We start from the raw sequence: 12,789 nt of genomic DNA on the forward strand, positions 1-12,789 counted from the left end.
ATTTACTAACGCTTATCAGTTACATGCTTAAAGAAATCACCAATTGATTGAATAATAAATACAATTAACAAAATAACGATTGTTGCTACAAAAGTTACATCTGTACGACTACGTTGAAAACCATCTAAAAAGGCTAAATCACCGAGACCACCTGCTCCTACAAATCCAGCCATAGCTGTAAATGATACAAGAGCAATTGCTGTTACTGTAATCCCTGAAATTAATGCAGGGAATGATTCTGGTATTAATACTTTATAAATAATTTGAAGCTGATTAGCACCCATGGATTGGGCAGCTTCGATAACCCCTTTATCAATTTCCCTTAGTGCAATTTCAACCATCCTAGCATAAAAAGGAGCTGCACCAATAATTAATGCTGGTAATGCCGCTTTTGCCCCAAGCATTGTTCCCATAAGAAATTTTGTAAAAGGGATGAGTAAAATAATTAATATAATAAACGGTATCGAACGGAAAACATTTACAAACGCCGCTGTAATGGCATGAACAATTTTGTTTTCCCAAAGATTACCTTTATCAGTTAAAAATAAAACAAGACCTAAAATGATTCCAAAAATTAGTGTAAATAATACAGAAACACTTGTCATATATAACGTTTGTAGTGTCGCTTCCCATACTTGCGACCACCTTACATTAGGAAGTAACTCGCTAAACATTGCTAATCACCTCCACATTTACTTGTTTGCCAACAATATAGTTAATAGCTTTTTCAACTTCGCTAACTTCCCCATCAATATGAATAAATAAAGCTCCATAAGGTCCGTTCTGAGTTTGCGATACTTTCCCTTGTAAAATATTAATATCAACTTCGAAAGAACGAATTAATTGAGAGATTAAAGGTTTCTCAGCGTCTCCACCTACAAAAGTAAGTTGAACAATTTTACCTGTTTTCGTTTCTTCTAATAAATGTTTGATCGTTTCCTTTGTTTCTTCAGGCTCGGTTACTTGCTTAACAAATTCTTTCGTCATTTCCTGAGTAGGATGACGGAATACTTCAAGTACCGGACCTTCTTCTACAATACTACCATTTTCCATAACAGCTACACGGTGACATATTTTCCTAATCACGTGCATTTCATGGGTAATTAACACAATCGTTAAACCCAACTTTTGATTGATATCAACAAGTAGATCTAGGATGGAATCTGTTGTCTTTGGATCTAATGCTGATGTTGCTTCATCACACAGTAATACTTTAGGATTGTTAGCAAGTGCACGAGCAATCCCAACACGTTGCTTTTGACCACCACTTAACTGTGAAGGATAAGAACCTCCTCTTCCTTCTAGACCAACAAGCTTAATTAGTTCTTCTACTCGCTCTTTTCGTTTTTCCTTTGGTACACCTGCAATTTCTAAAGGAAATGCAATGTTTTCTCTAACAGTTCTAGACCAAAGTAAGTTAAAATGCTGAAAAATCATACTAATTTCTTGTCTTGCTAAACGTAGATCTTTTTTACTAAGCTCTGAAAGGTTCTTACCTGCTACTTGTACAGTACCTTCCGATGGACGCTCTAACATATTCAACATACGGATCAATGTACTTTTCCCAGCACCACTATAGCCGATGATTCCGTAAATTTCACCTTTATTAATTGTTAGATTTATATTATTAACAGCCGTTACTTGACCGTCTTTCGTATTAAAAATTTTCTTCAATGAGCTTAAAGTAATCATTCGCCCTCACCTCTATTCTGTATATTCACATCGGATTACTCATATTAATACACAAGCAATGTTCCCACAGCTCCAACATGTATTAATTCTCATCCATAGTCCATAAATAAAATTAGTTGAAAACATTCATACAACAAGAAAAGCGCAAGCGCCTTGGTCACGAGCGAGAGGCACTGGAGGTCCTTTGACAGAAGCCGCTTTTTGGCTTCCGAAAAGGAGTGAAGTGACCAAGCTCGTAGGCGCTGAAGCTAGACAGTTTCTAAGTTAGAAATTTTATACTTTCTTACCTTACACAAAAAACCTTTATGCCCCAAAAGAGCAGAAAGGTTTAATAGATAGGAATATCCATCTCATCTTTCAAAGCTCTTTGCTCTGCAGGAATTGGCACCTTCCTAAGTAAAATGCTTACTTAGCGGTTGCCGGGTTTCATCGGGCCAGTCCCTCCACCTCTCTTGATAAGAGTATCAAATTTCATATATGGTTTTCGTTCATAAATTGAATATTTCAATAGATCAAATCTTACCACGGTCATTTGCCACTGTCAATTAATTTTTCTCCAATAATTTATATGGTAATTACTGGACCGAAACTTCACACTGATTTAGGTAAAATATCGTCTCAGCTTTCAAAACAGCTGAATACGTCCCTTCAATTTTTAGTTCATTTCTTTTATACATTCGTTGTAATCGTTCTTTTCCAGTTAAAACATCAAGAAGCGCTTTTTCTACTCCACTTATTACGACATCAAAACGTTCGACTTCACTCTTTGAAACAAAAGCGATCTGATCACGCTCAAATTTTATACTATAAACCTTCCCGTCTGTCGGTTCGAGTAAAATACAATAAGGTTTTTCTTTGAAAATCAACTTTAAGTGTGTAGCTTGCAAAAATTGTTGACGAAAACGTTGTAAGACCTCATCTAACACCATATCATCACTAACCTCCTAGTAAGATTACCTTGAATTAGGATAATTCGAGAACTACCTTGCAAACTCCTTGTAAATGTTTACATTTAATTCAAAAGCACACAAAATTGTGGGGCACATAATTCATTAGGTTGTGTACATCCGACTCAGAAAACCTTAGTAATGATGAATGAATATGAATTTACATTATCGTTTCCATTTAATACATACAACCTTTCTCTTAAAATTGGATATTCTAAATACGACAGAGGTGTGACCATTTATTAATGAAAAATAAATGAGGAGGCTGTTTGGTTATGGATAAATTCGATATTACCAATAAAGTACATGCTAAGTTAGAAACAGGAAGTAAATTGAACCTTTACCTTGATGAAAAAAAGATTGGTCATATCACATTGACAAATCAAGGGAATCATTATGAAATGGCTGAAGGCTTCTTACTTGAGAACGATAAAATATATAAAAATGAAAATAATGATATTGAATATACAAAACAATATGTAGACGATTGTGACATGGGTTGGTGTTAACCCGAGTTAAAATAAAAAAGCTCTTACCCTTTAAAATAAGGCGAGAGCTTTTTATTAATTAGTCTTCTTTAGTCATCGCTTCGTATTGTTCTGCAGTCATCAATTTATCAACCTCAGATACGTCACTTGGTTCAACGATAATCATCCATGCTTTTTCATATGGCGATTCATTTACAAGCTCTGGTGAATCATCAAGGTCTTCGTTAATAGCAACTACTTTCCCACTAATTGGAGCGTATAGTTCAGAAACTGTTTTTACAGATTCAACACTTCCAAACGGCTGATCTGCTTCAATTTCGTCACCAACTTCAGGTAACTCAACAAAAACGATATCTCCTAATTCAGATTGAGCAAAATCTGTAATTCCAATACGTACTTGGTTTCCTTCAACCTTTGTCCATTCATGTTCTTCAGAATACTTAAAATCTTTTGGTAAATTCATTAATTGATCCCTCCAAAGCTTATATTTGCCAGATCTGTATGTATCATACTCTCAGCAGTAAAACTTTCCATTTTTCTATTATACCAAAATTAATTTCCATTAATAAAGCTGAACTTCAATCAGTAGGGGATTTCAGATTGTTAGTTAACTTATACCACGGGCATAAGAATAACTAATCATCAGCTTTTTCCGATGAAAGTTATTCTATATCGGACCTTTAGGAGCAGTTAATCCCCCCACCTAAAGTGATAGAGGTCTTACTACCCCTTAGAGTGGGATCAACGTTGTTGTTGAATTTTTGAGTAAACTAATTACCATTTTTCCATGTTTCCTCAAAAGTCTCTTCTTTAAACCCAACCGTTACAGTTTTTCCATCGGTAACAATTGGTCTTTTCAATAACATTCCATCTGAACCTAGTAATTCAAATAATTCATCTTCAGAAGCTACTTTTATTTTATCTTTCAAGCCTAGTTCGCGATACTTTTGACCAGATGTATTGAAGAACTTTTTGAGTTCCAAGTCGCTTTTTTCATACAGCTTTACTACCTCATCTTTTGATGGTGGATTGTCTACAATATGTACTTCTTCAAAAGTAACTCCATTCTCCTCTAACCATTTTTTTGCCTTACGACAAGTTCCGCATTTCGGATATGAATAAAACTTTAACGCCATATTTCAAGCTCCTTTCCTTCTTAATTTATATAAGTGGAACAGGCTTGTCGCCCATTCCATCTTCATCTTACTATGAATTCGGTCTATTTTTCATGTCTTCTGCTCGAACTTCAGCATTATTTCCTTCATTAATGCCAGATTTCCATACTTCTTGGATGCCATTTTGACTAGTCTGATCTATTCCATCAAATTCCTTTGCAAAACGATCAACTGCTTCCAAAGGTCCATCATAAACAATTTCATTTTCTGGATCCCTCATTAAAGACACACCCCTTTTTATAAAATTATTCTCACTTCACTAACGATAAAAAGCGTTAACCTAGAGTGAATGGATCTTAACTGATTAAGATCTTATTTAGTATTTGAAGTCAAAATTGAAAGAAATCAACCAATAATTGGCGGGGGCACGTCATTATATTTTTAAATTTGTTAAGTATAGTCTTTTATAAAACATCAAAGAATATCAACGAAGCGTGCCTTTGATTTTTCATTTAAAGGATTACGTAAAGAATTGACATTGCGTCAAGTGTTTCTATAAAGGAGGTAAATAACAATGCAACAACAACAGCAAATAAATCAAATGCAACAGCAAGGGATTATGACACAACCACCAACTGTCATTACTAGTAAAGACCAACTATATATAACTGACATGTTATCTTGGAATTTATTAGCAATGAAAAAAGCACACTTTTTTGCTCAGCAATGTATGGATCCAGAAATTAAAGCTGCGATTGAACAAGCTGGTCAAATGCATGAACGTCATTACCAAAAAATCTTAACTCATTTACAAAATCCTAATCAACCTTCCAAGAGCCCATTGCAATAAGGAGGATATAACATGAATAATAATCAAAACATGAAAATACAAAATCCAAAAACTCAAGTTCCAGAGTCTCCACAAATGTCTGACCGTGATTTCATTAATGATATTTTAACAACTGAAAAACACATGACAGAATCATATAGCACTGCTTTAAATGAAGCTAGCCATGAATCTTTATATAAAGATTTAAACCAAATTTTTAATGAAACACAAGATTGCCAACGTCAGTTATTTAACGTCATGTTTAAAAAAGGTTGGTACTCATTTGATGCAGCTGATCAACAACAGTTAAACCAATCGTACCAACAATTTTCTGGCTATTCAAACCAATTCCCATATAAAAATACCATTTCATAGGTATTACTGACTTGCCTGTTTTTAGGCAAGTCTTTTTTCACTTTTGGATCATTCAATATATACTATCGTTAAAGAAAGTATGATAAAGCTGAACTTCCATAAGTGGGGGGCTCCTCACCTTAAGTTTTGAGGTGGGGCCCCTTAAGAGTGGGATAAAACAAAATTACTCCATAATAATAAACAGATTTTATAAAAATTTCCCCATATTGTATTTTTTTCCTGTATAATAGAAAAAGTGAACCTTGATCAAGACAATCTTTTAAAGTAGAGAAAAAAGGGAGCGTTCGGTACGTAATGAAGGATAGTAAAATATATGCCTCAATGATTTTCAGTATTTTATCCTCAAGTAGAGATAAGGATTCAGCCTTACGAGCAGTACAACAAAACTTTAATTTTCATGGAACTTTACGAATGGAAATAGAAGAGTTGTATGAAACATATCATAATAGTAACATCAAATTAACAAATGAATTTATAAAACTCATTGATCAATTTTCTAAAAATAGGTATCCCTACTTGGCTGGCATTTCGCTTAAACCAACTAGAAGAACTCAATCCCACTCTTCTTAATGAGTAATAAATAATGGAAAATTTGCCCTACAATAATAAATTGTAGGGTTATTTATTTTTTTCATCCACGACTAAATTCCAGGGATAAAATCCGAAAAAATGATACATATTAAAATTATGGAAAAGGATCAAATTATTTTTGTCGTCGTTGTAGGTCTTTGGGTTTTTCAATTTTTTCTTTTTAAGGATCAACTGAAAAAGGAGGGACAGGGTGGTAGAGACTCGAGTTTGAAGTTAATACAAGTTGGTTTTTTCTTATGCTTGTTAATTAGCTTTGGGATTTCTTATTATTTTCCCAAAACAGAAAACTTGTTATTGAAACAAATTAGTATTCTCTTACTACTTAAGGGGATTTTTATTCGTTATTGGGCTTATTATGTGATGAAGAATTATTTTACTAGGACCATACATCCTCACAAAGATCGCCCACTCATAAGTTATGGTCCATACCGATTTGCTAGGCACCCTTTTCATGTCGGACTTTTTCTTATCGTATTAGGTTTATGCATGTTTATTTGCAGTCATCTATTCGCGATTTTAATTGTCTTACCAATTATGGGGAGTATATTGCATTATCGAATGTCTTTGGAAGAACAGCTTCTCTCTCAGAAATATGGGGAAATATATATAGGTTGGTGTCGACATCGGTTTCGACTGTTTCCATTTCTCTATTAGCTTTCGTCTTATAATGGCGAAAGCTTTTTGTATAAGTTGGAAGTGAGATACAACACGAACAGACAATGACACTTGTTTTTTAGACATCGTTTTATACGAGATTATGTGCGTTCATAGATTTATGCACAATCCCGTTGTGGTTGTGCGCGTTTTTCCGGATTTATGCACGATTTTGATAAGTTTCTGCTCGGTCTTGATTTTCTGCGCGATTCAGTTCTGGTTGTGCGCGAGAACACTCTGGTTCTGCGCGTTTTTCTGGATTTATGCACGATTTTGATAGGTTTCTGCTCGGTCTTGATTTTCTGCGCGATTCCGTCCTGGTTGTGCGCGAGAACACTCGATTTCTGCGCGTTTTTCTGGATTTATGCGCGTTTTTGATAAGTTTCTGCTCCGCCTTGATTTTCTGCGCGATTCCGTCCTGGTTGTGCGCGAGAACACTCTGGTTCTGCGCGTTTTTCCGGATTTATGCACGTTTTTGATAAGTTTCTGCTCGGTCTTGATTTTCTGCGCGATTCAGTTCTGGTTGTGCGCGAGAACACTCGATTTCTGCGCGTTTTTCTGGATTTATGCGCGTTTTTGATAAGTTTCTGCTCGGCCTTGATTTTCTGCGCGATTCCGTTCTGGTTGTGCGCGAGAACACTCTGGTTCTGCGCGTTTTTCTGGATTTATGCGCGTTTTTGATAAGTTTCTGCTCGGCCTTGATTTTCTGCGCGATTCCGTCCTGTTTGTGCGCGTTTTTCTGGATTTATGCGCGATATCACCGTAGTGGTACAAATCAAACCAATTATTACCTATTTAAATACAATCGCTTCCAGGCGTTTTCACTTCTCTTCTATTACATAATGAGGTATTATTCACATAGTAAATAATCGTCATTAACCATCACTGATATCTACAGTCAAGCTTACAAATAACATCCTTTTACTAATGGTCTCATTACTTCCCTTTTATCTAGACGCTGGAGCCAGATAGTTTCCAAGTAAGAAATTTTATCCCACTCTTAAGGGGCAAGTAAGACCCCCACCTCAAAACGTAAGAAAATCGAGAAGTTTAGGTGGGGGATAAACTGCCCCTAAAGGTCCGATATAGAATAACTTTCATCAGTGAAGCTGATGATTAGTTATTCTTATGTCCGTGGTATAAGTTGAACTAACAATCAGTGGGGGATGAAGGAAAACCCCCACTGATTGAAGTTCAGCTTTATCAGAATTACATTATTTACAACAAGGAGTCAAACTGATGAAAACTTTCAAAAAGGTTTATGTTGAAATTACGAGTGTTTGTAACCTAGCATGTAGTTTTTGTCCACCTACTGAACGGTCCAAACAATTTATCCAAATAGATCAATTTAACTATATATTAGATCAAATAAGACCTCATACGAAGTATATCTATCTTCATGTAAAAGGAGAGCCACTTTTACATCCAAAGATCGACCAACTTCTTGATATTAGCCACGAAAAAGGATTTAAAGTAAACATAACGACGAATGGTACATTGCTGAAAAAAGCCAAGCATAAAATTTTGATGAAACCAGCGTTACGGCAAATGAACTTTTCGTTACACAGTTTTGATGGTCACCCCGGTTCAACAAACAGACATGAGTATATTACTTCGATACTTTCATTTGCTAAAGAGGCTGTAGAACAAAGCAAGATGATCGTTTCCTTACGCTTATGGAATTTAGATCAAGATAATGCCACAAACGCAGAAAAAAAACGTAATCGTGAAGCGCTAGAAATTATTGAAAAAGAATTTGACTTAGATTACCAAATCGAAGAAAAGATCTCCCCAGGTACTGGCGTGAAAGTTGCTGACCGAATTTACTTAAACCAAGATTATGAATTTAAATGGCCTGCTTTACATGAGGAAGAAGATGATGGCAAAGGGTTTTGCCATGCGCTAAGAAGTCAAGCTGCCATATTAACGAATGGTGTTGTTGTTCCTTGCTGTCTTGATGGTGAAGGAGTAATAAATTTAGGAAACGTCTACCAAACTTCTTTTTCTGAAATAGTAGACGGTAAACGTGCAAATAATATTTATCATGGTTTTTCAAGACGAGAAGCAGTAGAAGAACTATGTAGAAAGTGCGGGTATCGTAAACGCTTTGGTTAAGGTAAAGCACGCCAGTCTCAGGCGTGTATTTTTTGTAAACAAATGGGGCAATTTTTTATAAAGCCTTAAAGTAAAAAGATGCCCTAGACTATTGTCCAGGACATCTTTTCTTCATTAATGAGCCATATGACCAGATGTTAAGATCCAGATCGAACCAAACACGATTACAGCTGCTAAGAAAAAGCTATATACCATATTAACGATGTTTGCCTTTCCGTCTTTACCTTCTGTCACGTGCATGAACATGATTAATTGCAAACCAGCTTGTAGGAGTGCTAATGTTCCTATGATCGCCATAATTGCACCTGTAGAAAGGTTTGTGCGAAATGCAACGATGATTGCCAAAATGGTCATTACTATCGATGATAAAAATCCAAACACTTCTTTTTTGGGAAAACTGCTTGTTGGCTGTGCCATATTACATCACCATCCCTTGGATATAGACGAATGTAAAAATGAAGATCCATACAACGTCTAAGAAATGCCAATACAAGCTAATGATAAACACTTTACGTGCCGTAACAGTCGTTAACCCGCGACGATAAACTTGTAAAATAATTAGAAGCATCCAACCTATACCTAAAGCAACGTGCAATCCATGAGTACCAAGGAGTGCGTATAAACTAGATAGAAATGCACTTGTTTGCATTGTTGCTCCCATATGAACATAATGAGCAAACTCCATCACTTCCATCCCGATAAACGCAATACCTAAAAGCATTGTAATTGCTAACCATAACAACACACCATTTTCATTGTTACGACGCATTTCATGAATCGCAAGTCCGCATGTGAAACTACTTGTTAATAGAATAAACGTTAGTATTAATACATCTTTCAAAACGAACATATCTTGTGGTGTTGGTCCACCTACTGTACGATCTTGCAGGACAAAGTAAGTGGCGAAAAGCGTGGCAAATAATACGATTTCTGCACCAAGGAACACCCAAAAACCAAGAATATTCATTTGGTTTTGCTGAGTTTGATACTCCAACGGTAAGGATTTATCAACACTAGCTGCCATTATAAATCACCTCTCCAACTTTGTTCTGTACGAGTTACTTCGTCAACACCAACATAATAACCGTCATCGTAATCAAATGAGCGCATGATGAGGCCGGCGACAATTAACGTCGAAGCAACAAGTGCCGGTATTAGCCATTCAAATACTAGGAACAATCCTACGATTGTGAATGCAACACCCATAAAGAACGGAATACCTGAATTACTTGGCATATGCACTTTTTCAATTTCTTCTTTCTGTAAATGAATTTTTCCTTCTTTCTTCATTTTCCAATAAGCATCAATTGAATCAACTACTGGCAGCTTCGCAAAGTTATAATGTTGTACTGGTGAAGCAGTTGCCCACTCAAGTGTACGACCATCCCACGGGTCGTTTGAAACTTCGCGGGAAGCATAACGGAAGCTATAGTAAATGTTGTAACAGAAAGCCGCAAAACCAGCTGCTAATACTAATGAACCCATAAATGAAATCATTAGTAACGGTTCCCATCCAAGTCCTTCTTGGTATGTGTACATACGACGAGACATACCTTTTAATCCTAAGAAGAACATTGGCATAAATGTCATGTTAAACCCTATGTTGAATAACCAGAAATGCCATCTACCGATTCGTTCGTTAAGAAGGAAACCGAAGATTTTTGGCCACCAGTAGTAAAGAGCTGCAAATACCGCAAACACAACCCCAGGAATTAATACATAGTGGAAATGCGCAACTAAGAACATTGTATTATGGTATTGATAGTCAGCGGCAGCCATTGCCAACATAACCCCTGTAACCCCACCAATCGTAAACGTTGGAATAAACGCTAATGACCAAAGCATTGCTGTTGTCATTTGGATGCGACCTTTACGCATCGTAAATAACCAGTTGAAAATTTTCATACCAGTCGGTACGGCAATTAACATTGTTGTAATCGAGAAAACCGAGTTAACGACAGGTCCTGATCCCATTGTAAAGAAGTGGTGAACCCATACAAGCATACTTAAAATCGCAATACCAACGATCGAGATAACCATTGAACTATATCCATATAAGTTTTTACGTGAGTGTGTGGCAATAATTTCTGAGTAAATACCAAATGCAGGTAGAGCTACGATATATACCTCAGGGTGACCCCATAACCAAAATAGGTTCGCCCAGTGCATTGGTTCCCCACCACCAGAAATAGTAAAAATATGAGTTCCAAAAATACGATCTAATCCCATGTAAGCTAAAGCTACAGTAAAAATTGGGAATGCAGCAACGATAATAACTGATGCAATAAATGATGTCCATGTGAACATCGGCATGCGCATTAACGTCATTCCTTTAGTACGCATTTTTAATATTGTTACGATAAAGTTAATTCCCGACATTAGTGTACCAATTCCAGCAATCTGTAGGGAAATTGCATAATAGTTATTAGCAATACTTGGTGTAAATTCTTTACCAGCGAGTGGGAAATATGACGTCCATCCAACGTCAGGCGCACCACCGATAACAAATGCAATGTTAAATAACATCGCACCACTGAAAAATAACCAGAAACTTAATGCATTTAACTGTGGAAACGCTACATCACGTGCTCCTATTTGTAATGGAATAATGACGTTCATTAAACCGATTAATAATGGCATCGCCATAAATAAAATCATAATTATGCCGTGAGCAGTAAATATCTCGTTATAATGCTGAGCACTTAATATCTCCATCCCTGGCCGAGATGTTTGTGCACGCATCATTAATCCGTCCATTCCACCACGGAAGAACATGACTACCCCAGCTAAAATATACATGATACCAATTTTTTTATGATCTACAGTCGTTAGCCATTCTGTCCATAGCCAACCCCATTTTTTAAAATACGTTAACCCTGCAACGATCGCAATCGACGTTAGTAAAATAGCAATCTGAGAAGCTAAAATTATCGGATCACCAGTTACTAGAATTTCATTAAATTTAATGCCCGTGCCCATGTTCATGACCTCCTTCTGTCGATCTAGGCTCTATCGTGTTTAATCTTTTTTCATAATCTTCATCTACCACTTTATAGTAGTTACGATATCCATCTTGATGTAGGAAAATTTGTGCATTTGGATCAGCATGATTTACCCATTGTAAGTGGGTTTCGTTAAACGTCATACGACCAACAACACCTGGATATAACAATTCCATATAATTTTCTTGTGTTAGTGTCGGAGCAGTTTCTTTCACATCCTGCACCCACTGTTCGTAATCGGCTTGTGTTTTCGCAACTACGTCAAAATCCATGTAGGTGTAACCTTGGCCATTAAAGTTCGTGTTACGACCCATAAATGTACCAGGTCGTTCAGCTAGTAGGTAAAGCTCGTTTTCCATGTTCGCCATCGCGTACTTCTGTCCACCTAATTGAGGCACCCAAAAAGACTGCATCGTACTCGCAGACGTTAATTTAAAAAGAATCGGGGTATCCACTGGTATATTTGCATAGTTAACCGTTTGAATATCTTCTTCTGGGTAACTAAAGATCCATTTCCAGTCTGCTGCTGTCACGTGGATTGTAATTGGTTCTTTATCTTCATACCCTTTTGGAACATCTTCAACCGCAAACGTTACGAGAACCGTTGGGATTGTTAATGCAATTACAATTAGTAGAGGGATTACAGTCCATGTAATTTCTAATGCTAGACTGCCTTTTTCCTCTTCAGGTTCATAGTCCTTATTTTTAGATGTTTCACGATACTTCCAGACGATATAAATAAAGAGTGCAAAAACAATCATCACAACAATCGCCATCATCAATAGAGAAAAATTAATTAAATCTAGGATACTCCTAGCCTGCGGTCCCTCTGGTTGGAAAACAACCATTTCACAACCACTAAGTACTGTTAGCAGTCCTAAAACAAACAGTGATAAAAGTAGTTTTTTCACAAGAGTAACTCCCTTCTTTTCAGACTACCTCATCTCTATATATGTAAAATTTAGGTGAGATAGTCTCATT

The 12,789-nt window shown here is 36.4% G+C and carries 16 protein-coding genes and 1 riboswitch; of the genes, 6 read left to right on the plus strand and 10 right to left on the minus strand.

Translation table 11 applies throughout. From position 1 onward, the window contains the following. Positions 1–5: 5 nt before the first annotated feature. From BKP45_RS15115 to BKP45_RS15125, 3 genes are all read right to left on the minus strand, one after another. Positions 6–674 (minus strand): methionine ABC transporter permease, encoded by a 669-nt coding sequence (locus tag BKP45_RS15115; protein WP_071390533.1) that lies wholly within the window; start codon positions 672–674, stop codon positions 6–8. Then, complete coding sequence (locus tag BKP45_RS15120) at positions 667–1,692, minus strand: methionine ABC transporter ATP-binding protein (protein WP_071390534.1); 1,026 nt, start codon at positions 1,690–1,692, stop codon at positions 667–669. The genes BKP45_RS15115 and BKP45_RS15120 overlap by 8 nt, the downstream gene beginning before the upstream one ends. Positions 1,693–2,039: 347 nt before the next feature. Continuing rightward, positions 2,040–2,154: riboswitch (SAM riboswitch) on the minus strand. Positions 2,155–2,267: 113 nt separating this feature from the next. After that, positions 2,268–2,621, minus strand: a complete 354-nt coding sequence (locus tag BKP45_RS15125) for an SCP2 sterol-binding domain-containing protein (protein WP_071390535.1) — start codon at positions 2,619–2,621, stop codon at positions 2,268–2,270. 293 nt (positions 2,622–2,914) lie between these two features. Between BKP45_RS15125 and BKP45_RS15130 the strand changes: the two genes are divergently transcribed. Next, positions 2,915–3,148 carry a YusG family protein gene (locus BKP45_RS15130; protein WP_071390536.1) on the plus strand — a complete coding sequence of 78 codons (234 nt, stop codon included), beginning with the start codon at positions 2,915–2,917 and terminating at the stop codon, positions 3,146–3,148. 58 nt (positions 3,149–3,206) lie between these two features. On the opposite strand, the gene gcvH is transcribed toward BKP45_RS15130, so the two are convergent. The 3 genes from gcvH to BKP45_RS15145 form a co-directional block, all read right to left on the minus strand. After that, the gene (gene gcvH, locus BKP45_RS15135; RefSeq protein WP_071390537.1) at positions 3,207–3,590 is read right to left on the minus strand and encodes a glycine cleavage system protein GcvH; all 384 of its coding nucleotides are present in this window, start codon (positions 3,588–3,590) and stop codon (positions 3,207–3,209) included. Between the two features lie 307 nt (positions 3,591–3,897). Then, entirely contained in the window at positions 3,898–4,263 is a 366-nt protein-coding gene (locus BKP45_RS15140; protein ID WP_071390538.1) for an arsenate reductase family protein, read from the minus strand. Positions 4,264–4,333: 70 nt separating this feature from the next. Continuing rightward, positions 4,334–4,522, minus strand: coding sequence for a hypothetical protein (locus BKP45_RS15145; RefSeq protein ID WP_071390539.1), 189 nt, complete (start codon positions 4,520–4,522; stop codon positions 4,334–4,336). A gap of 294 nt (positions 4,523–4,816) precedes the next feature. Between BKP45_RS15145 and BKP45_RS15150 the strand changes: the two genes are divergently transcribed. The 5 genes from BKP45_RS15150 to BKP45_RS15170 all read left to right on the plus strand — a co-directional run bounded on the left by BKP45_RS15150 (position 4,817) and on the right by BKP45_RS15170 (position 8,806). Further along, a complete protein-coding gene (locus BKP45_RS15150; protein WP_071390540.1) occupies positions 4,817–5,092 on the plus strand; it encodes a hypothetical protein in 276 nt (91 codons plus the stop codon). 12 nt (positions 5,093–5,104) lie between these two features. Further along, the gene (locus tag BKP45_RS15155) at positions 5,105–5,446 is read left to right on the plus strand and encodes a spore coat protein (RefSeq protein WP_071390541.1); all 342 of its coding nucleotides are present in this window, start codon (positions 5,105–5,107) and stop codon (positions 5,444–5,446) included. A 294-nt stretch (positions 5,447–5,740) separates the two neighbouring features. Further along, entirely contained in the window at positions 5,741–6,016 is a 276-nt protein-coding gene (locus BKP45_RS15160; protein WP_071390542.1) for a hypothetical protein, read from the plus strand. 99 nt (positions 6,017–6,115) lie between these two features. Next, positions 6,116–6,691, plus strand: coding sequence for a methyltransferase family protein (locus tag BKP45_RS15165; RefSeq protein ID WP_071390543.1), 576 nt, complete (start codon positions 6,116–6,118; stop codon positions 6,689–6,691). Positions 6,692–7,930: 1,239 nt separating this feature from the next. Next, entirely contained in the window at positions 7,931–8,806 is an 876-nt protein-coding gene (locus BKP45_RS15170; RefSeq protein ID WP_071390544.1) for a radical SAM/SPASM domain-containing protein, read from the plus strand. A 114-nt stretch (positions 8,807–8,920) separates the two neighbouring features. Here BKP45_RS15170 and qoxD read toward each other — a convergent pair whose 3' ends face one another. The 4 genes from qoxD to qoxA are packed head-to-tail and all read right to left on the minus strand — an operon-like array spanning position 8,921 to position 12,719. Continuing rightward, complete coding sequence (gene qoxD, locus BKP45_RS15175; RefSeq protein WP_071390545.1) at positions 8,921–9,223, minus strand: cytochrome aa3 quinol oxidase subunit IV; 303 nt, start codon at positions 9,221–9,223, stop codon at positions 8,921–8,923. Between the two features lies 1 nt (position 9,224). Beyond that, on the minus strand, positions 9,225–9,830 hold the full coding sequence (gene qoxC / locus BKP45_RS15180) for a cytochrome aa3 quinol oxidase subunit III (protein WP_071390546.1): 606 nt from the start codon (positions 9,828–9,830) through the stop codon (positions 9,225–9,227). Next, entirely contained in the window at positions 9,830–11,785 is a 1,956-nt protein-coding gene (gene qoxB / locus BKP45_RS15185; RefSeq protein WP_071390547.1) for a cytochrome aa3 quinol oxidase subunit I, read from the minus strand. Before qoxB ends, qoxC begins: the two co-directional genes overlap by 1 nt. After that, on the minus strand, positions 11,769–12,719 hold the full coding sequence (qoxA, locus tag BKP45_RS15190; protein WP_071390548.1) for a cytochrome aa3 quinol oxidase subunit II: 951 nt from the start codon (positions 12,717–12,719) through the stop codon (positions 11,769–11,771). The genes qoxB and qoxA overlap by 17 nt, the downstream gene beginning before the upstream one ends. Positions 12,720–12,789 lie beyond the last annotated feature (70 nt).

Source organism: Anaerobacillus alkalidiazotrophicus, from assembly GCF_001866055.1.